Here is a 26,070-nt window from a genome sequence, read left to right on the forward strand (position 1 = left end):
TAAACCCTTTTATTAAGCCAAACGATTGCTTATGTCCGCATGTAGTCTCAGCTTCAGGCGATTGATACCTATGCTCCTGATCGTCCTGTCACCCTCCCTGCTTTTGGCACAAACCAGGATAATTTCCGGTAAAGTTGTTTCCGGCGAAGATGGCAAGCCGATGCCCGGCGTGACCATCGAATTGCTTCCATCCCATACCAGTACGCAGACCGGTGCCGATGGTAATTTTTCCATTAGTGCCGGTTCCGATACGGCGATCGTTGCCACGTCGGTGGGTTTCGCCCGTCAACAGCAGCGCCTTGGCGATGGTACTGCGATCAGCTTCACCCTGTTCCATGTAAAGAATTTATTGGATGACGTGGTCGTGGTAGGTTACGGCACCCAAAAGAAACGGGATCTCACCGGATCGGTTTCGTCTATCAGCAATAAGGAGATCAAGTCTTTGCCGGTAGCCAATGCCGGCGAAGCGATGCAGGGGCGTGCGGCCGGCGTGCAGGTGATCTCTTCTGGTGCTCCGGGATCCAATGTGGCGTTCCGGATCCGCGGGATCGGCACGATCAACAACAGCGAACCGTTACTGGTGATTGATGGCATTCCTTCCGATGCCCCGCTGAATACGATCAGTCCCGACGATATTGCTTCCATTGAAGTATTGAAAGATGCGTCTGCTGCTGCCATCTATGGTTCGCGGGGCGCTAACGGTGTGGTAATCATCACCACCAAAAGAGGGAACAGTGAGGGCAGCCACCTCGAACTGAAAGCTTTTGCCGGTGTGCAGAAAGCTACCAGCATGGTGCCTTTACTGGATGCCAGCCAGTTTGCTTCCCTGCACAATGAAATGATGAGTGCCAACGGACAGCCACAGAATCCGGCATATGCCAACCCTGTATCGCTGGGTAAAGGAACCGACTGGATGGGTGCCCTGTTCAGTACGGCCCCCATTCAGAACTATTCGCTGTCCTATTACGGCGGCTCGGCTAAATCCAACTATTATGTTTCCGGTGCGATGCTTGATCAGAAAGGCATTGTGCTGAATACCGGCTATCGCCGCTACACAGTGCAGTTCAACAGCGAATCGCGTGTGCTGGACTGGCTCAAGTTTGGCAATAACCTCACGCTGAACCATGACCAGAAAACCAGCGGTGACTATGATATCCGGAATACGATGGCAGCGCTCCCCGTGCAACCCATTTACAATCCGGATGGATCATGGTCCGGTCCAGCAGGACAATCCTCCTGGTATGGCGATATCAACAACCCGATCGGAAAAGCGACCATCAATGAGAATTCAACGAAAGGATATAATGTCATCGGAAATCTTTATGCAGAGGTCAGGTTGTTCAAAGACCTGACTTTCAAAACTACCGGTGGTGTGCAGGCGCTGTTCTGGGACAGTCGCAGCTGGGCGCCAAAGTATCCGTGGGTGCCTATTCCCAATCCTTTGTCCTCGCTTTATCAGCAATCCAATAAATCACTTACCTGGTTGTGGGACAACTATTTCACCTACAACAAGACTATTGGTCAGCATCGCCTGACGGTGCTCGCCGGTACCAGTGCGCAGAACAACCGGTACGACTGGCTGTCTGCTTCCGGCAAGGATTTCGCCAGCGATCATACGCAGCAGATGGGCAACAGCAATCCGGCATACCAAACTACCAATGGCAGTGGAAGCGAATGGGCGCTGATGTCCTTCATTGGCCGCGTGAATTATACCTACAACGACAAATACTTGCTGACGGCAACCTTGAGGAGGGATGGTTCGTCCCGTTTCGGGGAGAATAACCGATGGGGCTGGTTTCCCTCGGCATCCTTTGCGTGGCGGGTATCGAATGAAGATTTCTATCATTCCGACCTGATCAATGATTTCAAAGTGCGTATAGGCTATGGCGTTACCGGCAACCAGAACATCGGTAATTATTCCTTTGCATCCGTGCTGCAGACGGTGAACTATAATTTCAACGGGCAGCTGGTGAATGCCGTGGTACCGCAGATGATCCCGAATCCCAATGTAAAATGGGAAAGTGTGGAGCAGGCGAATATCGGGGTCGATCTGAGCCTGTTGGACAGCCGCATTAATATTACCGCCGATGCCTATGTGAAAAATACCACGGACATGCTTGTGCCGATGTCGGTGCCCATTTCAACTGGTTATTCTGATATCCTGGTGCCTTATATCAATGCCGGTAAGGTGCAGAACAAGGGTATAGAACTGACCATCAACACGCGGAATCTTCGCGGTGCTCTTGAATGGAACACCAGTTTCAACATTTCCTACAACGAAAACAAAATCGTAAGCCTGAACGACAGTGTGCCGATGTTTGCCAGTTTTGGCGGCGGACTGAACCAGAATACGACCATTCAGAATGCGGGACATCCCATCAATTCCTTTTATGGTTTTGTAACGAATGGCATTTTTCAGAACCAGGCTGAGGTGGATAAATATGCATCGCAGGTTCCGGGTGCTGATCCTTACAACCGCACATCGGCCGGTGATATCCGGTTCAGGGACCTTGACAATAACGGCAAGATCGATGACAACGACCGGACCTATATCGGCAATCCCAACCCCAGCCTGATCTTCGCGATGAACAATACCTTCGCCTGGAAAGGAATTGACCTGAGCATTTTCCTGCAGGGCGTTTCGGGCAACAAGATCTTCAATGCCAACCGGGTTTACCAGGAAGGGATGGCCGTTGCGCAGAACCAGACCACCAAAGTGCTGGACCGCTGGACGGGAGAGGGCACGAGCAACAGCATGCCGCGCGCGATATTCAATGACCCCAACAAGAATACACGGATCTCTGACCGGTTTGTAGAAGATGGTTCTTACCTGCGCATCAAAAATATTACCCTTGGCTATACCCTGCCCGGTGATATTTCGCGGAAAGCAAAAATGAGCAGTGCGCGGATCTATTTGTCCTGCCAGAACCTGTACACCTTCACAAATTACTCCGGCTTCGATCCGGAAGTAGCGGCATCAGGAATTGACTACAACCTGTATCCGGTAACGCGCACCATCAGTGCCGGTATCAATCTTGTTTTTTAAGCACCAAAACAGACACCAATGAAATTCATTCAATATATGGTAATAGCGGGCCTGGTGACGTTGAGCTTCAGCTGCAACAAGTACCTCGACAAGGCGCCGCTGGATTCGATCAATACGGCGAATTATTACCAGACAGCCGACGATGCCATCAATGCCATCAATGGCGCTTACCAGCCGATGCAATGGCCGAAGCTGTACAACCTGCGCATGTGGACCACCGATATCATGGCGGGCAACAGTGTGGTGGGAGCCGGCGGCGGTACCGATGGTATTGAGACGCAGGATCTGGCCAATTTTGTAACAACAACCGATAATGCGGCTGCACTGGATATCTGGCGTGGACCAGCTCCCGGGATTCTGCGTTGTAACCTGGTGCTGGAGAATGTACCGGGCATGAATATCGATGAAGCCTTGAAGAACAGGATCATCGGGGAAGCGAAATTTTTGCGCGCCAGTTACTATTTCATCCTCGTGCAGCTGTTTGGCGATGTGCCCCTGATCACGAAAGCCCAGGTTCCGGGCGATGATCTTCGTCCCCCGCGGATGCCGAAAGATGAAGTGTATGCATTGATCACGGAAGACCTGAATGACGCGGTCAACCTGTTGCCGGCGAAGGAAAGTTATACCGGGTCAGATATCGGCAGGGCTTCCAAAGGCGCTGCGGTGGGATTACTGGCGAAAGTGTATCTGACCCTTGGCGAATACCAGAAGACGGTGGATTTATGCCAGCAGGTAGAAGGCATGGGGTATGCCCTGAATGATAATTATGCCGACAATTTCAATCCTGCTACCAAGAACTCGAAAGAGTCGCTCTTTGAGATCCAGTATTTCGGAAAGACGAAGTACAGTTTCTGGGACAATGAGAACCAGGCTTCGTGGGTGAGCACTTTTATGGGTCCCCGGAACTCGAATTTTGTAGGTGGTGGATATGGCTGGGATCAGCCCACGCAGGAATTTGTGGATGCCTATGAAGCAGGGGATAACCGCAAGGATCAGACGATCCTGTATGAGGGATGTCCGGATTTCGACGGCAAACCTTACCTCGCATCCTATTCCACCACCGGTTACAATGTGCGGAAATTCCTGGTCCCTTTATCGGTGTCACCCGATTATGACACCAACCCGGCGGATTTTCCCGTACTGCGGTTTTCTGATGTATTGCTGATGAAGGCGGAAGCGCTGAATGAACTGGGCAAAACCAGTGAAGCGGAAACACCGCTGAATAAGGTGAGAAAGCGTGCGGGACTGGGGGATGTCAACGGACTCGGCAAAGATGCGTTTCGCGACAAAGTACTGCATGAGCGCCGGATGGAGCTCGCCTTTGAGGGACAGCGGTGGTTTGACATGATCAGGATCAACAAAGGTCAGTATGCGCTGGACTTCCTGCACACCATCGGGAAACTGAATGCTGCGCCCAAACATTTGCTGCTGCCGATCCCGCAGAAAGAGATCGATGCCAATCCCAATTTGCTACAAAACCCCGGTTATTAATCTTCCCCAACCCCTTGTAAAAAGATTATCATGAAAAAACTTCCCATCATACTATTCCTGCTTTCAGCGATCAGCCTGCTGACCTGGTCTTCCTGTATGAAGCACAACGATCCTGAATTCGACAAAGGGAATACGCCATTAGCGATCACGGCATCAAAGACCACCGTGGTGCTGGAACAAAAAAGCGCTGCTACTGATGCCGTGGTATTTGCCTGGACCACCGGTACGAACCATGGAACCGATGCCGGCATCAGTTATATTTTTCAGCTGGCAAAAGAAGGCGATGGCTTTACCAATGCAATCGTGGAGCCGCTCGGCAAAGCCATCTATTCGCGGGTGTTTTCGAATGCGGCATTGAACGATTCCCTGCTGAAGCATTGGGAAGCTACACCGGGTACCCCCATCACCCTGGAAGGCCGGGTGATCGCGATCGTAGAAGCCGAAGGCATTGCTGCCGACACCTCTGCTACAGTAATCCTCACCGCCACGCCATACCAGCCAGCGTCGACAACCCTGTACCTCATCGGAGACGCCACGCCCAACGGATGGGATGCCGGCAAGGCGACAGCGTTAACACCGTTGCCTTCAGATGCCACCACCTTTACCTGGCAGGGATCTTTGAAAAGCGGTGAAATGAAATTTATCACGACACTTGGACAATTCCTGCCCGGCTATAACAAGGGGGCGGATGATTTTCACCTGGTATACCGGTCAGAAGACGGTCAACCAGATGATAAATTCATGATCACCACGCCCGGTGCCTATGACATCACGCTGAACCTGCTGGACCTTTCCATCAACATCAGGCCGTCTGAATTTCCGCCCTATACGCGGTTGTGGATGCTGGGCGATGCCGTGCCTACTGGCTGGAACATTGACAATCCATCAGAAATGCGGGTCGATTCTGCCAACCTGTTTGTATTTCGGTACAATGAAGTGCTGAAGGCAGGTGAGTTCAAGATCCCCACGGCGACCGGTAATTTCAACACCGATTATTACATGCCGTTAACTAATCACCAGGCCATTACTGAGCGGGGAGTCCAGCTTGTGCCGGGGGGTAGTCCAGATAACAAATGGCAGATCACCAATCCCGGTCCCTATAAGATCGTATTGGACATGCAGCACCTGACGATGGACATTAAGCCCTTTACCCCATATACGCAGATCTGGATGGTGGGCGATGCGACGCCGGCTGGCTGGAACATCGACAATCCGACGCCGCTGGTAGCCGATGCGACGAATCCTTATGTATTCACGTATACCGGACCGCTGACAGCCGGGGAGTTTAAGTTTCCGCTGGGTACCGGGAACTGGGGTGGCGATTATTTCATGCCGGTGAAGAATCACCAGGACCTCAGCGTGAACCAGATGAAGTTTGTGGCCAAGGGCGATCCGGATTACAAGTGGCAGGTGACCACGCCGGGCAATTACAAAATTGTGATCAATCAACTGTACGAGACCATTACGATAACGAAGCAATAGCATTGATGAAGCGAATTTTTATAGGCTGTGTGATGCTGGCAATGATTGCCGGATGCAAAAAAGATGGCCCCACGAATAATCCAATAACCCCTGGACAGAGCGCTTACCAGGTTGACCTGTCAACCGATAAGGCAGCTTACTACCCCGGCGACCGGGTGATGTTTACGATCAGCAAAACAATACCGGGAACGGTTAAGGTTCGTTATCGCCGGCAAAGCACCACGCTCCGGGAGGATGCCCTCACCGGCACCTCCTGGGAGTGGGTGGCGCCTTCGGATGACTACACTGGTTACCTTGTTGACCTCTACGAACGGGTGGGCGACAGTGATAAGGTTTATGGGAGTATTGCAGTGGATGTATCAAGTGATTGGGCAAAGTTCCCGCGGTATGGATTCTTATCCGCCTTCGGACAGATGAGTACGGCTGCAATAGAAGATGTAGTCGCGAACCTGAATCGGCATCATATCAACGGGCTGCAGTTCCAGGACTGGCATTTCAAGCATCACCAGCCGCTTGCGGGGTCAGCGGCGAACCCGGCAGACAACTGGAAGGATATAGCCAACCGGGATAATTACCGGAGTACGGTGAATGGTTATATTTCGGCGGCGCATAACCGCAACATGAAGGCGATGTTTTACAACCTGGCCATGGGTGCCCTGAACGATGCGGCAGCGGACGGCGTACAGGAACAATGGTATATGTTCAAAGACCGGTCGCATGGTGTAAAAGATCTGCATCCGCTGCCAAAGCCCCCTTTTAAGAGCGACATCTACCTGACTGATCCTTCCAATGCGGTGTGGCAGCAATATCTCGCGGCAAGGAATAACGACGTCTACAGCGTATTTGATTTTGACGGTTTTCATATCGATCAGCTGGGAGACCGGGGTGCTGAATACGATTATGCAGGTAACAGCATCAACCTTGCCGCGGCTTATTTACCTTTTGTGGAAGCCATGAAAGCGGCATCACCGGGCAGGCAGCTCGTGATGAATGCGGTGAACCAGTACGGCCAGCAGAACAGTATTGCGGCATCGCCGGTGGATTTTCTGTACACGGAAGTGTGGTCGCCGAATGAAGGGTACAAAGACCTGGCGACCATTATTCAGAACAATGACCTGTTTGCGGGGGGACTGAAAAAAACAGTGCTGGCTGCCTATATGGATTATGCGGTGGCAGATAACCAGGGTTGGTTCAATACGCCCGGGGTACTGCTGACCGACGCCGTGATCTTTGCCTTCGGCGGAGCACACCTGGAGCTGGGCGAGCACATGCTGGGAAAGGAATATTTTCCTAATAATAACCTCCAGATGAAAGATGACCTGAAGCAGGCCCTGGTGCGTTATTATGACTTCATGGTGGCATACCAGAACCTGTTGCGGGATGGCGGTACATTTACGACTGCGCCGGTTAGCTGTACCAACGGGAAGCTGTTGCTGAACAACTGGCCGCCGCAATCCGGCAGCGTTTCCGTTGTGGCGAAAGACCTGGGCAACAAGCAGGTATTGCATCTCATCAATTTCGCCAATGCAGCGCACCTGAATTGGCGCGATACCAATGGTAACCAGACGATGCCGTTGACTATTCAGAACGCTGCGATACAATTCACTTCAGCAAAACCGGTGACAAAGATCTGGGTCGCATCACCAGATACTGATCATGGTGTTGCACATCCGGTCGCTTTTACACAAAATGGTAATACCGTAAATTTCAACCTGCCCGTGTTACAGTATTGGGATATGGTAGTGATCGAAAACTAAATGAACATGCGTAAACATAAATGGCTGACGGTGCTGGTGTTGCTGGTGACGGTTGGGGTACACGCACAAAACTGGCAGAAGGCAGGTGACTGCACTTCCTTTGCAGCGAACGGCAACACGGTGGTATTCAATACTGCCGGTAAGGCAAAACTCTCTGTAAAATTCAGCAGCGGGAGTGTGGTGAAGATCTGGTATGATCCGAAGGGCGCGTTCAAAAGGAACAATGAATCCTTTGCGGTGATCAATGAAAACCTGGAACCGCTCAGTGAGATCAGGGTGGAAGAACAGGCGCAGAGTTATGAAGTATTTACCGGTAAACTGCGGGTGAGGGTGAACAAGTATCCCCTGCAGGTACAGGTCTTTGACAAGTACCAGAAGTTGTTGCTGGGCGATTACAAAGACCTGGGGCATGTGAGCGAAGGCAACGCCACGGCAGCATTCAAGACATTGCGCAGCGATGAACATTTCCTGGGACTCGGAGAAAAATCCGGTCCCCTCGACAGGCGGGGCCGGAGTTACAGGATGTGGAACAGCGACAAACCCTGTTACGGTGTGAATGAAGATCCTTTGTATAAAAGCATTCCGTTCTTCATGAGCAGCTATCGGTATGGCATCTTTTTCGATAACACCTATAAGACACAATTCAAATTCGGAACGGCGTCAGATGAGTATTATTCCTTTGAGGCGCCGAATGGTGAGATGGTTTACTATTTCATCCATGGCAATGATTACAAGCAGATCATTGAGCAGTATACGCAGCTGACAGGAAAACCGATATTGCCACCCGACTGGGCTTTTGGTTTCTCCCAATGCCGCGGATTATATACCAATGAAAAACTGGCAAGGAGTGTGGCGGCGGAATTCAGGAAAAGGAAGATCCCCTGCGATATTATTTACCAGGACATCGGCTGGGTAGATGGTCTGCAGGATTTCAACTGGCATAAGGATAAGTATACAGATCCGAAAGGGATGGTCAGCTACCTCGATTCAATGGGATTCAAAATGATCCTGTCACAGGACCCGGTAATCTCGCAGGCAACACAGCGGCAGTGGCGGGAAGCAGATTCGTTGCATTATTTCGCCGTTGATAGTAGTACGGGAAAATCATACGATATGCCCTGGCCCTGGGGTGGTAACTGCGGGGTGGTGGATTTTACCCATCCGGCAGTGGCGGACTGGTGGGGGGCGCAGCAGCAAAAACCATTGAATGATGGCGTGCGCGGGTTCTGGACCGATATGGGTGAACCGGCGTGGAGTAATGAGGATGCGACTGAGCGCCTGCGTATGAAACACTATCTCGGGATGCACGATGAGATCCATAATGTATATGGCTTCAGCTGGGATAAGGTTGTGAAAGAGCAATTTGAAAAACGCAATCCCAATAAGCGGGTATTCCAGATGACGCGTGCCGCCTATGCGGGATTACAGCGGTATACTTTTGGCTGGTCGGGCGATTCAGGAAATGGCGATAATGTGCTGGACGGCTGGAACCGGCTGGCGAACCAGGTGCCGATTGGTATATCGGCGGGAATGGGTGTGCTGCCCTTCTGGGCATGCGATATCTCGGGGTATTGTGGTGATGTAAAAGATTATCCCGCCATGGCGGAATTGTATACCAGGTGGATGCAGTTCGGCGTTTTCAACCCGCTGAGCAGGGCACACCATGAGGGCGATAATGCCGTGGAACCATGGTTGTTCGGTAAAGAAGCAGAAGACATCTGCCGGAAAGCAATTGAATTGAAGTACCGCCTGTTTCCCTATATTTATACTTATGCCCGGGAGGCACATGAAAAGGGATTGCCGCTGATGCGTGCGCTTATCCTGGAATATCCTGAAGATGAAAATGCATTCAAAGTGGACGATGAATTCATGTTCGGCCACGAATTGCTGGTAGCGCCCGTGCTGAAGAAAGGCGCGGTGAGCCGGAATGTTTACCTGCCGGAAGGCGAGTGGATCGATTTCAATGACGGGAAGACCGTTTATAACGGCGGACAGGTGATCAACTATCCGGCACCGTTAGCCGTGACGCCAATTTTTGTGCGGAAGGGATCGATCATTCCTATGATGCCGGTGATGCAGTATATCGGGCAGGAAAAGAATCATCCGGTTTATGCAGAGATCTTTCCCCATGACAATAGGGAGGAAGCGACTTTTACCCTTTATGAGGATGATGGCAATTCGCTCGGGTACCAGAAAGATGAATATGGAACAGTTCAATTCACCTGTAAGAAAGAAGGGGCCGGTTATTCCGTGAGTGTTGTCACCGATACTAAAAATGGATTTGTCCAGAACAGCCATCGCAATATCGTGCTGAACCTGCACCTCAACAGGAAGCCTTCCGCTGTTGCGACCGGCAAGGTTACAGCGAAGGTACTTACTGCAGCGGCACTGGAAACAGCGATCGGTAAGGAAATCACCACCACCGCCTGGAGCTGGAACGAGAAGACAAAAGTCTGTTCCATAAAACTTCCTGCTGGTGGTGCGCCACTACAGGTAACCATCAAATCTCCGGCAACAGCAAAATAATCCTGATGAAATCGACAGTATTTTTGGGTATGCTGGTTGCGGCAGCCCTGGGATCGAACGCCCAAAACGGAAAGCCTTTATGGCAAAACAAGGCCTATAGCGTATATGCAGACAGCGTGCGCCAGGGAAACTATGTGGCGAAAGCGATCAGTGGTACGCAGCTCGTGTCCAATTATGAGAGTCCCGCAAACCTATTTAAGAGCGCGGACATCAGCTTCAAATTCAGTATCAACGGAAAGGATAATGAGATGGTTTCGGGAACGGATCACCATCTCGCCTGCGTTGCAGTAAATGGCGCTTATACAACGCCGCTGCTGAAATTCGGCACGGTGGCGCAGGACCAATACCAGCCCTCCGGTGCATATATCGCACCCAATACGCGGCTGACCATCCGCGTGGATATGCGGGAGGTGATACAGGCATTTGCGGCAACAGGTTATTATACGACGTTTAAAGGAGAGAAAATCTATAAGGAGGATTTCAAGGGCGTGTATGTGGCCGGTAGTACGGCGCCGCTGATCTGGGATTTCGACAACCTGGTAAACCACCCGGATCTGCAGCTGCAGGATACCGATGGGGACGGGATCTATGAAGTGACCCTGACCATGAATGCGTTTGGCCAGCAGAAAACGACAGATGCCTCGTGGGCAATGCAAAAGAACCTGGATGCCTGGCCCCGGTACCAATCCCCTTACCCGATTTCGGATGCGAACTATAACCTGTCGCTGGAAGAAATGCTGAATGCCGTGGAACCCGACAGTACTTTCCGTACCGGTAAGGAATGGGCGGGTGTATGGACGCGCGATGTGAGCTACAGCATTATCCTTTCGATGGCGCAGCTGCAGCCGCAGGTGGCAATGAACAGCCTGCTGCGCAAGGTGAACAAAAAGAAAAGGATCATCCAGGATACGGGGACGGGCGGGGCCTGGCCGGTATCGACTGACCGGATGGTATGGGCCATTGCCGCCTGGGAAATTTATGAAGTGACAGGAGACAGGGAATGGCTGCGGCAGGCGCAGGAGATCATTAAAAACTCGGTAGAAGATGACCTGGAGAATGTTTATGATCCGGCGACCGGACTGGTAAAAGGTGAGTCCTCCTTCCTGGACTGGAGGGAGCAGACCTATCCCCGGTGGATGCAGCCGGTGGATATTTTTGAATCAGAAAACCTGGGTACCAACGCCGTGCATTACAGGGCCAATATGGTGCTGGGCAGGATGAGTGCATTGCTGGGCGACAAGGCGGCAGCGGAAAAGCATCAGCAGCTGGCTTTGACCATCAAACGCGGTATCAATAACTATTTATGGCAGAAAGATGCCCGGTACTACGGGCAGTTCCTGTATGGCCGTGCCAGCAGGATTCTGTCGCCGCGGTGGGAAACATTAGGGGAGGCCCTGTGTATTTTATTTGATATTGCCGACCAGGCGCAGGCGCAACAGATGATGATCAATGCACCCATAACGGATTTTGGCATACCCTGTATTGCTCCGCAAATCCCGGATATTCCCCCCTATCACAACAATGGCGTATGGCCGTTTGTGCAGGCCTACTGGATGCTGGCGGCAGCGAAATGCGGCAATGAGGAAGCGGTGATGCAAAGCATCAGTACCATCTACCGGGCGGCTTCGTTGTTCGCGACCAACAAGGAAAACTTTGTTGCTGAGAATGGCGATTTCCTGGGTACGCAGATCAACTCGAGCAATATGCTATGGAGCCTGGCGGGAAATATCGCCATTGTACACAAGGTATGGTTCGGCATGCAGTTCAGGGAAGACGGCCTGCTTTTTCGCCCCTTTGTGCCGAAGGCCCTGCAGGGAAAAAGAAGCCTGCATCATTTCCGGTACCGCAATGCTGTGCTGAACATAGACCTGGAAGGTTTCGGCAATGTGGTAAATCGGTTTGTTGTGGATGGAAAAGAAGTTTCGTCTCATCAGGTTCCGGCGGATTTGTCAGGAACCCATCATGTGGAGATCGTAATGACCGGCGGACTGGTTCAGAACGGCAACAAGCCCGGCAATGGGAATTACACATCGTTGCCGGCGCCGGAGATTAAATATGAAAGCGGTGAATTGCAGTGGGGCACGATAGCAGGAGCGACAAGTTACCAGGTGCTGAAAAATGGTAAGGCGTTCAAACAACTTACCGGCACCATCCTGTCGGTGCGGGCGTCGGGTTTTGATGAGTACCAGGTTATTGCTTTGGATAAAAACAATGTGCCTTCCTTTGCGAGTGAGCCGGTATCTGTAACGGCAGCGGGCGCTATTTCCATTTATGAGGCAGAACAATATGCCGGGAAGGCTGCGTTGCCTTATAAGGGATATTCCGGGGAGGGTTTTGTTGAAACTACTGTAACAGTCAACCCGCGGATCGTCATCCCCATCACTGTAAAGAAGGATGGCAATTTCCTGATCGATTGCCGGTATGCCAATGGAAATGGTCCCACCAATACGGATAACAAATGCGCCGTAAGGACCTTGCTGGTGGATGGTAATAAGAAGGGCGTACTGGTATTACCGCAAAGAGGAAAGGGGGAGTGGTCGGCCTGGGGTTACAGCAACAGTGTACAGGTTTTCCTGACCGCGGGAAAACATGAACTGCTAATCGAGTACCGGGATGTGAATGATAACATGAATGGTGAAGTTAACCAGGCTATGATTGATCAGGTACGGTTGACCAGGAAATAGAAAATGATCGCCGGATTAATTCAAAACAGAACAGCGAAAGTAAAATTCCAGGCGCATGCGTTTATGCTGGTAGCCTTGAGTAAAAGCAGATGCATCCAGATAGCTGAAAAAACCACTTGAAGTAACTGATAGCTTTCCAAAAATTTCCTGCTGACCTTTTTCATACTTCCTGTTAAGAACAAGGTTGCTGACAGTGGCAGGTATGTCGAAATTGTCCACCATTTTCCCCGACTTAGTGGTTCGGAAGGCCGCGATTTTGGTGAATTCGTTATAACGTGCCGTTACACTATTGCCGGTAAGTTTTGCCGTAACACCGAACCCTGATAACAATGCCCGTCCGGCGGCGATCTCAAGCGTATCACCTTTAACCCGGCAACGGCAGGTTAACCATGCAGGATGCTCTGTCGTGATGGACAGGTTTTCATCGATACTGGATGCCAATGGTTCTTCTATTCCTGTTTCTTTGTTGACAATGAAGATCTGTAATGAAGTGTCAACCGGCTTTAGGTGTTCCTTGTTCAGGGTGTCGGTATGAATGTTGGTCAAAAGACCTAAGCCGTTTCGAAACGCAGTATCTTTTAACGATTGAATATGGTCTGGTGCCTGTTGAAAAACTTTCCGGTAAGCTGCCGTAATATTGGTATCCACCTGGTATTGTGCATTCGTGCGGTCACCGGTGATAATGAAAATGAAGAACAGCAACTTTTTCATAAGGTATCGGTCGTGAAAGCCATGGAAGTGGCGGTAACGACGTTGAAGGTTTTAGTTTTCATCTGATCAATTCTACGTCCAAAAGCTGTGATACAATAAAGATAATAAAGCTCTTTGAATTACAAAGTGAAACCAACGAATAACTTTCCTGCGTCCAGTCAGCACTAATTATCCTTTTCTGTAGATTACAGCATGTAACCAGGAGTTTATGGGTGCTCACAAAACGATTAGTTCGATACTGATACTGTTATTACTGTCTTTCACGACACCGCTGAAAGCGCAAACCAATGCCGATGCCATTGTCGGTTTCTGGCTGACGAAAGGAGACCATCCGGCCAAAATACAGATCTACGCTTCCGGAGGACGGTATTATGGAAAAATAGTCTGGCTGAAAGAACCCGAACAGGATGGCAAGCCTATTGTCGATTCAAAGAATCCGGATCCCAGGTTGCAAAACCAGCCGGTTATAGGACTGCTCATCTTAAAGGATTTCCGGTTCGATGATGATGAATGGAACGGTGGTAAAGTGTATGATCCTGAAAGCGGAAAAACCTACAGCGCCTTCCTGTCGCTGCAAAACAGCGCTACCTTAAAAGTGCGGGGCTATGTGGGCATCTCGCTGCTGGGCAGAACGGAGACCTGGACAAGAACCCAATTCTGATGTGGTTCGAATGGGAAACTACTGCAGAATATCCACAATCTCTTTAAAGCCTTTTTGTTTTGCATGTTGGAGTGGCTTAACGCCATCATGATCCGGTATATCCAGTTTTGCCCCGGCATCTTTCAGTATCTGCACGATCTCCTGGTATTTTTTACTGCCGTCTCCCAGTACGATCGCTTCCATTAACCCAGTCCAGCCCAGGCGGTTCACATGATTGATCGGGAAGCCTTTGGTATTGGCCAGTAGGCGGACCGTTTCTATATGTCCCCGTTCGCAGGCCGGGATCAGCGCCGTGCCATTGTAGCGGTTGAAGATATCAAACCTTGCACCGTTCGTAATAAAGAGTTTCACCAGTTCGGTTTGTCCGCTTGCCCCGGCATACAGGAAGGGACTATCCAGGTTATCGGCCTGCTGGTTGACATCCGCCTTGTACCGCACCAGGAGTATTGCCATTTCCGTAAGGTGGTTGTTCACAGCGATGAGCAACAGGTTGCGCTTACCATTGTCCGTGGTATTAACGCTCACACCGGCTTTCAGCGCAGCTTCCACACCGGCCAGATCATTTTGCCTGACCATGGCCAGGATATCTTTACTGTTCATGATGGCTGAATTTTCGTTATCATTAACTGGTGTTGAATAGCAGGAGCCAATGGTCACGCTGAACACCAGCAGTAAAGCGACTATATGCATCGTTGCTCTTTTTAATACACAATATTGCCCTGGTATACCAGCGATACAACGGGAGACACCCTGGAAACAGCCTCAGCCGAACAGCTGGCATCGAGGAAGGCCAGGTTGGCAACATCCCCGGGCTTTGGCCATTGCTGCACGCCCTTATCGGTCAGGGGAACCGGACCAGCGGTGGCGAGGGCCAGCATTCTCGACAGGCCAAATTCAGTTGACTGTCCATATAATTGCGCTGCCAGGTTTGCCTTCTGCAACACACTGCCCGTACCAAAAGTGTTCCAGTGATCGATAATGCTGTCATTTCCGGTCATCACTTTCACGCCATGTTTCATCAGGGTGGGAATCGGCATGATCAGTCCCCCGAAAGGGATGGTTGAATTAATGCCGATCTGCGCCTCGGCCAGCTGTTCTGCAATTGCCTCCTGTTTAGCGGAGTCCAGTTTCCCCAGCACGAAACAGTGGCTGATATAGGTCTTTCCTTTCAACGATGGATTTTCGTTTACCTTATTGATCAGGTACTCCACTGTTTTTAAACCTGAGTCACCGGATTCATGCAGGTGGATGTCAATTCCTTTATGATGGTCCAATGCCAGCTGTACTGTAAAGTCCATCGTCTTTTCAATAGCCCCGTCAATGCTGAAAGGATCCAGGCCACCGATGAAATCAATGTCCATCGCTGCGGCCTCTTTCAGGTAGGGAACCGAATCGGTATAGTAAACCCCGTGTTGCGGAAAAGCGACAAGCTCCGCGCCGAAAACCTTCTTCTTATGGTCAAGCGCTGCCTGTAGGTTTTTTAAGGATTGCAGTTTAGAGGTCGGCTCGATATTAACATGGCTCCGCGCGAAGGCTGTTCCTTTGGATTGGAGCAATTCAATGAGCTTTTCCGCTTTGGCAGTAGAAGTCTTCAGCATGTCGGGCAGGATCTTTTGTTCCAGTGCGATCATCCCCTTTACGCCACCTGTTCTTTTCCTGGCGGCCTGCCAGGGCCCGCCGTAGAAGGTTTTGTCCAGGTGTATATGCATGTCCTTAAACGAAGGCAACATCAGCATGCCTTTGGCATCGATAGCATTTTCCTCGGGGCGATTGGAACTGATCGTTCGGATTTTGCCGTCTTCAATATCAATGGAAAATAACCCGGTCTTTGTGCCCACCACTTCTTCGCCATCAAATTCAAAGCCGGTCTCCAGGCGAACATTTTTGAACCGGTAGCGATTTGCCGCAATGTTGTCGCTCATGCCTTTTGCCTCTCCCAAGGGCAATGCCTTGCCTGTTACGGGGGCAAGGGCCGTCCCGGCAAAACCCAGGGCAGCGTTCCGGATAAACTGTTTGCGTGACATGCCTGATTGTTCCATTGGCGGTGAATAGCTTTGATATTGAGTACAAAGTTCCTGAATGCGCCGCTGGAACAGATGGGGAATTTATCGCATTATTTGTACTATTTATCACTATTCCCGGAATCCGGAAGGGGTGGAGCCGGTTTGTTCTTTAAAGAAACGGGAGAAATAAGCCTGGTCGGAAAAGCCCAGTTCAAAGGCAATTTCCTTTACCGTGAGGCTGGTGCTTTGCAACAATCTCTTGGCTTCTGTGCAAACCCGTTGCTGTATGAGCTGTGTAGCGGAAATCTTCAGGTTCTTTTTACAGAGGATGTTGAGGTAATTGGGCGTGACATGAAGTTTCCCCGCATAGAAGTTGACAAATTTCTGTTCTTTAAAATGTTCGTCTATGAGCATATTGAAGGCTGCCAGCCGGGGCTGGGACTGATACACTTTAAACTCCCCGAATACTTTCTCTGCTTCCCGGCTGACGATCGCTGCGATGACGGCCGCACGGGCGCTGATCAGGTGCATGAGGGAATCCCGGTTCTTCAGTTCATCACGGATAGCTTCAAACTCATACAGCAACTGGCGGAAGGCACCAACAGATAACTGGATCACCGGATGGTTCTGGTAATTGGTAAAAGAGAACCGGAAATAGGGGGCGAACTGTTCGAAAAAATTGCGTTCAATCATCAACTGGTAGCCGATGGTGCCGCTTTTGATGTCCCACTTATGCATTTGTCCGGGGAAAAGCACATGCGCCTGGCGGCCACCGATGCTATGTTCGATGGAGTCGATGGTATGGGTGCCGTTTGCCTTGTCAAAAAGTGTGATGATGAAGAAATCGTGCCGGTGAGGTTTTTCAATCACGCGTTTACCGTGCAGTTCATTGAAGAGTAGTTCTTCCCGGCCGGCAACCTGCCCTTTACGAAAATCCTGGATGCCGATAACAGGAACTAAGGAATTAACTTTGTTGCGCTTCATGGTGTCGCCGGTTGAACGGGATAAAATTAGGGTACTTGTGAAATTTATAAAGGAATAAGAAGTTAACCCGATTGGCTGCCTACCTTCGTATTATGGCGTTCAAAGAAGGTTATTATGGCTACCGGGTGGGTGTACCAGAGGTAGTGGAAGGTATCTTCTCCCATTTTTATTTTGGTGGAAATGCATCGCAGGAGATCATCTACCAGACCCTGCTGCCTTCTTTTCAAACCATTATGGTTTTTAGTTTTGGCAGCCCGGCGTCCTTTCTGACGGAAGCGGGAGAAAGTCTGCCCGTAGAAAAATGCGTGGTGGCGGGACCAATCCGCCAGGCCCTCCGTTACCAGTTACCACCCGGTGCAAGGATCATAGTGGTGAACTTTAAGGATGATGCTTTTTTCCGGTTTTTCGGGACGGCCGTAATTACGCAACATACTGTTGCCGATCCTGACGCGCTATTGGAAAGTAACTGTTTTGCAGACTTGTGGCAGGAACTTTGCACGATCAGTACCGATGCAGGCATCATTGACCGGCTGGTCGCCTTTTGCCAGCCCTACCTGCGCGAGAGAAGCGGCATCGCCGGTCAGCTGGCAACATTTGACAACCCAGAGCTGGGCGCCATCAAAACAATTGCCGGACAAAACAATTTATCCGAACGGGCCATTCAACTGCAGCACAAAAAACACTTTGGGTATTCCGCAAAAGCGATCAGCCGCTACCTGCGCTTCCTGAAAGCGGTTGAATTGTTGCAATCGATGGCTGCGAAAGGCAACTCCAAAACAGACTGGTTCAAAATCATTGATCAATGTGGTTATTATGACCAGAGCCAGCTTATTCACGACTTCAATCACTTTCTTCATATAAGTCCGGCTCAGTACCTTAAATTCCAGCAAACCGTCTGCAACCCCAGGGGATAGGTTTCGTTTTCTTACAATCTCACGCGGCTTCAGGGGATCAATTTTGTGTCATCAAAAAAAACAACAAAAATGTTATGACACATCCAAAGATTCTGATTACCGGTGCAACCGGAAGTATAGGCTCCCAATTAGTGCAACAACTCGCCGCTATGCAAATCCCTTTCAGGGCCCTGGTACGCAGCCGGGAAAATAACCCGCTTTTTACCAAAAACCCGTTGGCTGACATCCGGGTGGGCGACCTTACCGATGCAGCTTCATTAAAACCCGCACTGGAAGGTATCGAAAAAGCTTTCCTGCTGACGAATTCTTCTGAAGCTGCAGAACAGCTGCAACTGAATTTTGTGACCGTAGCAGAGAGGGCGGGTGTGAGGTACCTGGTCAAGCTGTCGCAGTTTGCTGCGGATGAAAATTCCCCCGTACGTTTCCTGCGTTACCATGCTGCAGTGGAAAACGCGATAAAGAAAACGGGAATGTCCTATACCTTCCTTCGGCCCAACCTGTTTATGCAGGGGCTACTGGCATTCAAAGACTATATCGCGAAGGAAGACAGGTTTTATGCGGCAGTGGGTAGTGCCGGTATCAGTGCCGTCGACACCAGGGACGTCGCGGCTGTTGCTACCCGGGCATTGACGGAAGCGGGGCATGAAAACAAAATTTACAACATCACTGGTCCTCATGCCCTCACACATGAGGAGATGGCCGGGGAACTTTCACGGGTACTGGGCAGAACCATCCGTTTCATTGATGTGACACCGGAACAAATGGAAAGTGCACTACGGGCCGCCGGTTTTCCGGAATGGCAGGTAGGCGGACTGATTGAAGACTATGCGCATTATGCAAGGGGTGAGGCTACGGAGGTATCCGATACTGTAAAACGCGTTACGGGCAGGGATGTGATTCCCTTCAGCCAGTTTGTCTTGGATTACGAGTCGGCATTCAAATGATACCTGCTTGTTAAAAATGAACACGAATACGGGAACTTCTCAATTTGAATGATCCCGTATTTGAATTACTCCTACTTTTGTGCAGCATGAAGAAATTCATCGTAGCCATTATCACCCTTCTGTATGCCTGGTCATCCACCGGCGCTACCGTTCACCTGCATTACTGCATGGGGAAACTGGTGGACTGGGGATTGTCACACCATGATCAGCGTGCTGCCACGTGCAGTAAATGTGGTATGGACAAAGGCAAGGCAATCGGGGATGGTTGCTGTAAGGATGAACACAAGCAGGTAAAGGTCGAAAACGATCATAAAGCTGCCAGTGGCTTCGATATTCAACAGGCTACTGTCGCGTTGCTACCTGAGACCCATTTTATTTTGCCGGAAACATCGCTGGCTTCTATCGCGGAGCAGAACCCTGTGAGCAATGCTCCACCACGATGTAGCGCTGTCGCTGTATACCTCCGCAACTGTACTTTCCGCATTTAAGTTTGTTTCTGACTGATTAGCCGGACAATTCTGTCGGGTTATCGGCATTTCCCGCCGGTCAATTCCGGCTGTTCACATTACCCGGATTTCTCACTATAAACTATTTACCATGTATAAGCTGGCCACAGCTTTCGTAGCCCTTCTTTCATGGGCTTTCCTTTCCTGCAACAACATTCCTGACAACAAAGCCGGAGACAACACCGGCGAGCAGGCAATTCAGGATCCTTTGGCACCATCCAATGCGGTGAATGACCAGGACCTGAAGCTTGTTGCTGCAACATTCACCGACGTAGATCCGAAGCTGGCTACGTCTGTCAACGCCATTATCGAACGCTACCTGCAAATAAAAAATTCACTGGCCAGGGATGACGCCGATGCTGCCGAAGAGGCCAGTTCAGCAATGTCGGAGATGTTGAAAAAGCTGGACAAATCACTGTTTACAGCCGAACAGAAAAAGCTTTATGAAGGCATTGAAGACGACCTGAAAGAGCATGCTGAACACATCAGTAAAAGCAAAATCGGTCACCAGCGCGAACATTTTGCCATGATGAGCGAAGATGTCTACGATATCGCCAAAGCCTTTGGTAGCGGGAGAACGCTTTATCATGATTTCTGCCCGATGTTTAATGAACACAAGGGCGCCGGCTGGTTAAGTGAGCATGCGGACATCATCAATCCCTATTACGGCAGTAAAATGCCGAATTGTGGCATAGTAGAAGAAAAAATTCAATAAATGGTTCACCAACTCATCGCGTGGTCGTTAAAAAACAGGTTCATCGTACTGATGCTGGCCACAGTATTGCTGGCATGGGGCATATTTGCCGTGAAGCAAAACCCCATTGATGCCATTCCTGATCTATCGGAAAACCAGGTGATCGTCTTTACGGAATGGATGGGACGCGGCCCGCAGCTGATCGAGGACCAGATCACCTATCCGCTTGTCACCAACCTGCAGGGGTTGCCCCGGATCAAATACGTTCGCGGCACTTCCATGTTCGGCATGAGCTTTATCTATGTCATCTTCAACGACGACGTCGATATCTACTGGGCAAGATCGCGGGTCCTGGAAAAGCTGAGTACCATTTCCCGTTCCTTACCCGCAGGCGCCACACCGCAGTTAGGGCCCGATGGCACCGGCGTAGGCCACATCCTGTGGTATACCCTCGATGCACCACAGATGGACCTGGGAGAGCAGCGGGCATTACAGGACTGGTATGTGAAGTTCGCCCTGCAGAATGTGGAAGGAGTTAGTGAGATCGCCTCTTTCGGTGGCTTTCAGAAGCAATACCAGGTGACCGTCAATCCCAATAAACTACTCTATTACCGGCTTTCGGTTGCAGATGTGATCAATGCCATACGGAACAACAACAATGAATCCGGTGGAAGAAAATTCGAGCTGAGTGATATCGGTTATATCATTAAAACATCTGGTTACCTGCAGTCAATCGAAGAAATCGAAAATATCCCGGTGACAACTCAAAAGAGTATTCCCATCCGCGTGGCCGATGTGGCCACCGTACAGATGACGGGTGAAAGCAGGCTGGGCATTTTTGATAAAGACGGAGCAGGAGAGCGGGTAGGGGGCATCGTGGTGATGCGCTATGGAGAAAATGCAGCCGCCGTGATCGACAGGATAAAAGTAAAGATGCAGGAAGTGGCCAAAGGGTTTCCCGAGGGCGTAACATTCGATATAGTATATGACCGCGGCGAATTGATCAGTGAATCGATCAGCTCGATAAAAAAGACACTGATCGAAGAAATGATCGTTGTTTCACTCGTGGTACTGGTCTTCCTGTTTCACTGGCGAAGCGCACTGAGCATCATCATCCAGATCCCCATCACCATTGCCATCAGTTTTATCCTGCTGAATGCCTTCGGGATTTCCTCCAATATCATGTCGCTGACCGGTATTGCACTGGCCATCGGGGTGATTGTAGATAATGGCATCATCATGAGCGAGAATGCCTACAAACACCTCGCAGAAAAGTATGAACGCTGGCAAGAGTCATCACTAAAAGAAGAAAGAACATGAAAACACCCTGGATTTCAGAGGAAGAAAGGCTGAAGGTGATCGAAAGTTCGAGCAAGCAGGTTTCCCGTGGGGTTTTCTTTGCGACCGTGATCATCATTACGTCTTTTCTTCCCGTATTTATGCTGACCGGGCAGGAAGGAAAGCTGTTTCACCCGCTGGCTTTTACGAAAACCTTTATCCTCCTGGTGGATGCGCTCCTGGTGATCACCCTGGCGCCGGTACTGATTTCCTTTTTTATGAAAGGGAAGTTTCGGCCCGACAATGCCAACCCGGTGAACCGCCTGCTGGAAAAGCTGTATACACCCCTTATCAAGGCTGTACTGAAATGGCGGAAAACAACGCTTGCGATCAACATCATCGCACTGGTGATTACCATTCCGTTGCTCAGGGGATTGGGAACAGAATTCATGCCGCCCCTGGATGAACAGAGTATCCTGTTTATGCCGGTCACCCTTCCTGATATTTCAAATTCGGAAGTAAAGCGCATTCTACAAGTGCAGGACAAGCTCATCAAGACGGTGCCGGAAGTGGATAAAGTGCTGGGCAAAGCTGGGCGCGCGGGTACCGCAACCGATAATTCACCCATCAGTATGATTGAAACCATCATCATGCTGAAACCAAAAACGGACTGGCGGCCGGGCATTACCAAAAAAGATATCATCAACGAACTGGATACCAAACTCCAGATCCCGGGCGTAGTGAACGGATGGACGCAACCGATCATCAACCGCATCAACATGCTGTCAACCGGTATCCGTACCGATGTGGGTGTTAAAGTTTACGGACAGAACCTCGATACCCTGGCAGCTGTATCCGAACGTGTAAGGAAAGTGCTGGAAGGAACGCCGGGCATCCGTGACCTGTATGTTGAACCAGTGACCGGGGGTAAATACCTTTCCATCCATCCCCGCCGGGAAGAGCTCAGCCGATACGGACTGAACATCGAAGGTGTGAACCAGCTGGTGGAGTCAGCCCTTGGAGGTGCCTCTATCGGCAATACCGTGGAAGGCAGAAAGCGTTTCTCCATCAATGTGCGACTGGCCCAGGATTACAGGAATAGCGTCGAACGGATCAAACGCATTCCGCTGCTATCGCCCGAATTTGGAGAAGTGCCGTTAGCTGCGGTAGCAGACATTCGTTTCGAAGATGGTCCGCCGATGATCACTTCTGAGAATGCGATGTTGAGGGGAGCCGTCCTGTTCAATGTGCGGGAAAGAGACCTGGGCAGTACGGTGCAGGAGGCGATACAACGAATGAACGAGGCCAATGGCATTCTGCCAGCCGGGTACTATGTAGAATGGAGCGGGCAATATGAAAACCTGATCCGGGGGCAACAAACCCTGTTGTGGATTGCACCCATCGTATTGCTGATCATTTTCTTTTCACTCTACTTTGCCTTTAATTCTATCCGTGAAGCTTTCCTGAGCCTGATCACGGTTCCCTTTGCGCTGATCGGCGGTGCCTACATGATCTATTTCTGGGGTGTGAACCTGTCTGTTGCCGTAGCCGTTGGATTTATCGCCCTTTTTGGCATCGCCGTGGAGACTGGTATCGTAATGGTGATCTACCTCAACGACGCGATGCACCAGTTGGTGAAACAGAAAGGCAATTCGAAGGAAACTATCAGTGCGCAAGACCTCAGGCAGTATGTGATCATGGGGGCAGCCAAACGGTTAAGGCCGAAGCTGATGACCGTATGTGTTTCCCTGTTCGGCCTGGTACCGGTATTGTGGGCAACAGGGGTAGGTACCGATGTGATGAAACCGATCGTATTGCCGATGATCGGTGGTGTACTCACGTCGTCCACCCATATCCTGCTGGTAACGCCACTGATCTTCCTGATGACCAAAGAATATGAACTGCGCAAATATGGTAAACTACAATTACATGAAGTACATCACTGAATACGCGGCGTCGCTGCTGCTCCTGCTGCCGTTGCAATTGCTGGCGCAGGAGACACCGGTGCTGCCGCTAGACACGATACTGCAGCGGATCGAGCGCAATAATGTACTGTTACAGTCCTTCGCGCTGAAAGCAGAAAGCTATAAATACACCGCGGATGCCGCTACTGCGTGGATGCCCCCGATGGTAGGCGTCGGCACCTTTATGACACCTTATCCCGGCCAGGAAATCATGGACACGCGGGACAAGGGCAACCTGATGCTGCAGATCGAACAGGACATTCCGAATCCGGCAAAGCTGGCGGCAAAAAAACGCTTTATCGCCTCGCAGGGCAACGTCGATCGTGCAACGCGGGATATCACGCTTAATGACCTGAAATCGCAGGCCAGGCGATTGTACAGCAACTGGCTGATTGCCGGCAAACGGATAAGTGTGCTGGAGGAGAATGAGAAGTTGCTCGTGATGATGAAGAAAATTGAAGAGGTCCGTTATCCCTATAACCAATCCCCACTGGGAAATGTGTACAAGGCCAATGCCGGGATCGAGGAGAACCGCAACATGATCCGGATGCAACAGGGGGAAATAGCCAAAGCCAGGGCGTGGCTCAACAGCCTGATGAACGCAGCAGGTAATGATTCTTTCGACATCGATACCACCTATCAGCCCTTATTCAATCCTATGACTACCTATGATACGCTGGCACTGTCCGGCATCCGGAAAGATGTGTTTAGAATGGATGAAAGCATCCGTTCGATGACCCTGAATATCGAAAGCATGAAAATGCAGAAGAAACCCGACTTCCGGATCCGGTATGACAACATGTACCCACTGGGATCCGGTATGCCGACTGCTTTCAGCATTATGGGCATGGCAACTATCCCGATAGCACCATGGGCTTCCAGGATGTACAAATCGGAAATAAAATCGATGCAGCTCAATATTGAGAGCATGCAGAAGGAAAGATCCGCTATGCTGCAGGAAACCCAGGGAATGCTGTACGGTATGCAGTATGAGATCCAAACCATGCAGACCAGGGTAAAAGCAACGGAAGACAAAGTGATCACTGCCTTGAAACAGGCGCTGGATGCGAACTTCATCACTTACCAGGAAAACAGGATGCAGCTGACACAGGTAATTGATTCCTGGGAGGCGCTGACCATGATGCAGATGACGGTGCTGGATGACAAACTGAAATTGTATGAAATGATCATTGAATATGAAAAAGCACTATACCGGTAACATCTTATTTATGGCGCTGTTGCTATCGGCACTGGCGGGTTGCAAAATCAAAGACCGCGAGCCGGAGAAAAGTGGCCACGCCGCTAAACATGACCTGCGCATCGACAGCAATATCATCGCGGCAGCGCAGCCGGTAACTATTCGGATCAGTTCCGGCATACCGGTGATACAACCCGATTCCGGCATGAAGGTGTTTTCCGTAACCATCAGGGGAACGGTCACTTATGATACCAGGAATGAAACCAGCATTTCCAGCAGGGTAAACGGCCGGATCGAGAAGCTTTACGTGAAATATAATTTCCAGCCTGTGAAGAAAGGGCAGCGCATCCTTGAAATCTATGCTCCGGAACTCGCGGCAGCACAACGCGAGCTGTTGTACATCTCCCAATCCGGTAATGCTGGTGATCTGTTGCAGCGGGCAAGGCAGCGATTACTGTTATTGGGCATGCTGCCGGGGCAGATCGATCAGCTGATCAGAACAGGGAATGTGTTGTACCGTGTGCCTGTGTACAGCAACGCCGATGGCTATATCCTCGAAAAACAGGCAGCTGCAATTGCGGGTATACCCACCATAAGGTCCCTTAATGTATCCGGTGCTGATGAGATGAACCAGATGAATGGCTCTGCCGCAGAAACTTCGAACAGTGATGGTACCGCCAAAATCACAGCACCACCGGTCATGCTGCGGGAGGGGCAGTATATCAGTGCAGGACAATCGCTGTATACCATCTACCAGGAGAAAGACCTCGTAGCGGCTTTCGCATTGCGGCCGGAACAGGCAGCCCACATCAAAAACGGTTCAAAGCTGTTGATCCGCGCCGAAGGACAACCGGAGAAATTAATACCCGGGTTTATCGGGCTGATCCAGCCGGTTGTCAATTCCGGTGAAAACTTCACGCTGGCCAGGGTTTACCTGAGGAACAGCGGACTCCTGCCGGGACAAATCGTCAGTGCAACCATTCCCCTGGTGCATCCATCCGGATGGTGGATACCTCAAAAAGCCGTTTGGCGATCCGGAAATAACAGTATCGTGTTCAGAAAAGAAAAAACAGCTTTCGTTCCTCAAACAGTGAGAACCGGAATTGAAGCTGAAGGCTGGGTACAGGTACTAACGCCGATTGGCGATTGGCTGTTGGCCGAAAATGCCTGGTACCTGGTGGATAGTGAGAGTTTCCTTTCGACGGACAGTCAAAAAAAGCAATAGAA

19 protein-coding genes are annotated in these 26,070 nt (G+C 50.5%); 15 read left to right on the plus strand and 4 right to left on the minus strand.

Features of this window, described 5'->3' with window-relative positions:
- The first annotated feature begins 70 nt into the window (after nt 1–70).
- Genes FPE01S_RS22975 through FPE01S_RS23000 form a run of 6 tightly spaced genes read left to right on the plus strand, consistent with a single transcriptional unit; the run spans nt 71 to nt 12,986 of the window.
- On the plus strand, nt 71–3,046 hold the full coding sequence (locus FPE01S_RS22975) for a SusC/RagA family TonB-linked outer membrane protein (RefSeq protein WP_083990457.1): 2,976 nt from the start codon (nt 71–73) through the stop codon (nt 3,044–3,046).
- Nucleotides 3,047–3,064: 18 nt separating this feature from the next.
- Nucleotides 3,065–4,537 (plus strand): RagB/SusD family nutrient uptake outer membrane protein, encoded by a 1,473-nt coding sequence (locus tag FPE01S_RS22980; protein ID WP_046371461.1) that lies wholly within the window; start codon nt 3,065–3,067, stop codon nt 4,535–4,537.
- A 30-nt stretch (nt 4,538–4,567) separates the two neighbouring features.
- Entirely contained in the window at nt 4,568–6,019 is a 1,452-nt protein-coding gene (locus FPE01S_RS22985; RefSeq protein WP_046371462.1) for a SusE domain-containing protein, read from the plus strand.
- A 5-nt stretch (nt 6,020–6,024) separates the two neighbouring features.
- Nucleotides 6,025–7,776: an endo-dextranase gene (locus FPE01S_RS22990; RefSeq protein ID WP_046371463.1), complete on the plus strand. Its 1,752-nt coding sequence runs from the start codon at nt 6,025–6,027 to the stop codon at nt 7,774–7,776.
- A gap of 6 nt (nt 7,777–7,782) precedes the next feature.
- Nucleotides 7,783–10,302 (plus strand): glycoside hydrolase family 31 protein, encoded by a 2,520-nt coding sequence (locus FPE01S_RS22995; RefSeq protein WP_046371524.1) that lies wholly within the window; start codon nt 7,783–7,785, stop codon nt 10,300–10,302.
- A 5-nt stretch (nt 10,303–10,307) separates the two neighbouring features.
- Entirely contained in the window at nt 10,308–12,986 is a 2,679-nt protein-coding gene (locus tag FPE01S_RS23000; RefSeq protein WP_046371464.1) for an MGH1-like glycoside hydrolase domain-containing protein, read from the plus strand.
- 15 nt (nt 12,987–13,001) lie between these two features.
- Here the strand turns inward: FPE01S_RS23000 and FPE01S_RS23005 are convergent, their stop codons facing one another.
- Nucleotides 13,002–13,697 (minus strand): hypothetical protein, encoded by a 696-nt coding sequence (locus FPE01S_RS23005; RefSeq protein WP_046371465.1) that lies wholly within the window; start codon nt 13,695–13,697, stop codon nt 13,002–13,004.
- A 208-nt stretch (nt 13,698–13,905) separates the two neighbouring features.
- Here FPE01S_RS23005 and FPE01S_RS23010 point away from each other — a divergent pair, with 208 nt between their 5' ends.
- Complete coding sequence (locus tag FPE01S_RS23010) at nt 13,906–14,358, plus strand: DUF2147 domain-containing protein (RefSeq protein ID WP_046371466.1); 453 nt, start codon at nt 13,906–13,908, stop codon at nt 14,356–14,358.
- Nucleotides 14,359–14,376: 18 nt separating this feature from the next.
- Here FPE01S_RS23010 and FPE01S_RS23015 read toward each other — a convergent pair whose 3' ends face one another.
- From FPE01S_RS23015 to FPE01S_RS23025, 3 genes are all read right to left on the minus strand, one after another.
- The gene (locus FPE01S_RS23015; protein ID WP_052956119.1) at nt 14,377–15,048 is read right to left on the minus strand and encodes an ankyrin repeat domain-containing protein; all 672 of its coding nucleotides are present in this window, start codon (nt 15,046–15,048) and stop codon (nt 14,377–14,379) included.
- 11 nt (nt 15,049–15,059) lie between these two features.
- A complete protein-coding gene (locus FPE01S_RS23020) occupies nt 15,060–16,382 on the minus strand; it encodes an amidohydrolase (RefSeq protein WP_245624050.1) in 1,323 nt (440 codons plus the stop codon).
- 108 nt (nt 16,383–16,490) lie between these two features.
- Complete coding sequence (locus tag FPE01S_RS23025; RefSeq protein ID WP_046371468.1) at nt 16,491–17,345, minus strand: helix-turn-helix domain-containing protein; 855 nt, start codon at nt 17,343–17,345, stop codon at nt 16,491–16,493.
- 92 nt (nt 17,346–17,437) lie between these two features.
- On the opposite strand from FPE01S_RS23025, the gene FPE01S_RS23030 reads away from it, so the two are divergent.
- From FPE01S_RS23030 to FPE01S_RS23065, 8 genes are all read left to right on the plus strand, one after another.
- Nucleotides 17,438–18,259 (plus strand): helix-turn-helix domain-containing protein, encoded by an 822-nt coding sequence (locus tag FPE01S_RS23030; protein ID WP_046371469.1) that lies wholly within the window; start codon nt 17,438–17,440, stop codon nt 18,257–18,259.
- A 74-nt stretch (nt 18,260–18,333) separates the two neighbouring features.
- Nucleotides 18,334–19,203 carry an SDR family oxidoreductase gene (locus FPE01S_RS23035; RefSeq protein ID WP_046371470.1) on the plus strand — a complete coding sequence of 290 codons (870 nt, stop codon included), beginning with the start codon at nt 18,334–18,336 and terminating at the stop codon, nt 19,201–19,203.
- A gap of 86 nt (nt 19,204–19,289) precedes the next feature.
- Entirely contained in the window at nt 19,290–19,691 is a 402-nt protein-coding gene (locus tag FPE01S_RS23040; RefSeq protein WP_046371471.1) for an HYC_CC_PP family protein, read from the plus strand.
- Nucleotides 19,692–19,800: 109 nt separating this feature from the next.
- Nucleotides 19,801–20,424, plus strand: a complete 624-nt coding sequence (locus FPE01S_RS23045; protein ID WP_052956120.1) for a DUF3347 domain-containing protein — start codon at nt 19,801–19,803, stop codon at nt 20,422–20,424.
- Nucleotides 20,425–21,723 (plus strand): efflux RND transporter permease subunit, encoded by a 1,299-nt coding sequence (locus FPE01S_RS26375; protein ID WP_046371472.1) that lies wholly within the window; start codon nt 20,425–20,427, stop codon nt 21,721–21,723.
- Nucleotides 21,720–23,627 (plus strand): efflux RND transporter permease subunit, encoded by a 1,908-nt coding sequence (locus tag FPE01S_RS26380; protein ID WP_046371473.1) that lies wholly within the window; start codon nt 21,720–21,722, stop codon nt 23,625–23,627. The genes FPE01S_RS26375 and FPE01S_RS26380 overlap by 4 nt, the downstream gene beginning before the upstream one ends.
- On the plus strand, nt 23,611–24,864 hold the full coding sequence (locus FPE01S_RS23060; protein ID WP_046371474.1) for a TolC family protein: 1,254 nt from the start codon (nt 23,611–23,613) through the stop codon (nt 24,862–24,864). Before FPE01S_RS26380 ends, FPE01S_RS23060 begins: the two co-directional genes overlap by 17 nt.
- On the plus strand, nt 24,842–26,068 hold the full coding sequence (locus FPE01S_RS23065; protein ID WP_046371475.1) for an efflux RND transporter periplasmic adaptor subunit: 1,227 nt from the start codon (nt 24,842–24,844) through the stop codon (nt 26,066–26,068). The genes FPE01S_RS23060 and FPE01S_RS23065 overlap by 23 nt, the downstream gene beginning before the upstream one ends.
- Nucleotides 26,069–26,070 lie beyond the last annotated feature (2 nt).

Origin of the sequence: Flavihumibacter petaseus NBRC 106054 (genome assembly GCF_000974785.1) — a bacterium.
Taxonomy (GTDB): domain Bacteria; phylum Bacteroidota; class Bacteroidia; order Chitinophagales; family Chitinophagaceae; genus Flavihumibacter; species Flavihumibacter petaseus.

Excerpts from the sequence above, each read along its gene's own strand:
- FPE01S_RS23060 (WP_046371474.1), top strand. The coding sequence starts at position 23,611 with ATGAAGTACATCACTGAATACGCGGCGTCGCTGCTGCTCCTGCTGCCG.
- FPE01S_RS23010 (WP_046371466.1), top strand. The coding sequence starts at position 13,906 with ATGGGTGCTCACAAAACGATTAGTTCGATACTGATACTGTTATTACTG.
- FPE01S_RS23065 (WP_046371475.1), top strand. The coding sequence starts at position 24,842 with ATGAAAAAGCACTATACCGGTAACATCTTATTTATGGCGCTGTTGCTA.
- FPE01S_RS22990 (WP_046371463.1), top strand. The coding sequence starts at position 6,025 with ATGAAGCGAATTTTTATAGGCTGTGTGATGCTGGCAATGATTGCCGGA.
- FPE01S_RS23000 (WP_046371464.1), top strand. The coding sequence starts at position 10,308 with ATGAAATCGACAGTATTTTTGGGTATGCTGGTTGCGGCAGCCCTGGGA.
- FPE01S_RS22980 (WP_046371461.1), top strand. The coding sequence starts at position 3,065 with ATGAAATTCATTCAATATATGGTAATAGCGGGCCTGGTGACGTTGAGC.
- FPE01S_RS23030 (WP_046371469.1), top strand. The coding sequence starts at position 17,438 with ATGGCGTTCAAAGAAGGTTATTATGGCTACCGGGTGGGTGTACCAGAG.
- FPE01S_RS23015 (WP_052956119.1), bottom strand. The coding sequence starts at position 15,048 with ATGCATATAGTCGCTTTACTGCTGGTGTTCAGCGTGACCATTGGCTCC.
- FPE01S_RS22975 (WP_083990457.1), top strand. The coding sequence starts at position 71 with ATGCTCCTGATCGTCCTGTCACCCTCCCTGCTTTTGGCACAAACCAGG.
- FPE01S_RS26380 (WP_046371473.1), top strand. The coding sequence starts at position 21,720 with ATGAAAACACCCTGGATTTCAGAGGAAGAAAGGCTGAAGGTGATCGAA.
- FPE01S_RS23005 (WP_046371465.1), bottom strand. The coding sequence starts at position 13,697 with ATGAAAAAGTTGCTGTTCTTCATTTTCATTATCACCGGTGACCGCACG.
- FPE01S_RS23025 (WP_046371468.1), bottom strand. The coding sequence starts at position 17,345 with ATGAAGCGCAACAAAGTTAATTCCTTAGTTCCTGTTATCGGCATCCAG.
- FPE01S_RS23040 (WP_046371471.1), top strand. The coding sequence starts at position 19,290 with ATGAAGAAATTCATCGTAGCCATTATCACCCTTCTGTATGCCTGGTCA.
- FPE01S_RS22985 (WP_046371462.1), top strand. The coding sequence starts at position 4,568 with ATGAAAAAACTTCCCATCATACTATTCCTGCTTTCAGCGATCAGCCTG.
- FPE01S_RS22995 (WP_046371524.1), top strand. The coding sequence starts at position 7,783 with ATGCGTAAACATAAATGGCTGACGGTGCTGGTGTTGCTGGTGACGGTT.
- FPE01S_RS23020 (WP_245624050.1), bottom strand. The coding sequence starts at position 16,382 with ATGTCACGCAAACAGTTTATCCGGAACGCTGCCCTGGGTTTTGCCGGG.
- FPE01S_RS23035 (WP_046371470.1), top strand. The coding sequence starts at position 18,334 with ATGACACATCCAAAGATTCTGATTACCGGTGCAACCGGAAGTATAGGC.
- FPE01S_RS23045 (WP_052956120.1), top strand. The coding sequence starts at position 19,801 with ATGTATAAGCTGGCCACAGCTTTCGTAGCCCTTCTTTCATGGGCTTTC.
- FPE01S_RS26375 (WP_046371472.1), top strand. The coding sequence starts at position 20,425 with ATGGTTCACCAACTCATCGCGTGGTCGTTAAAAAACAGGTTCATCGTA.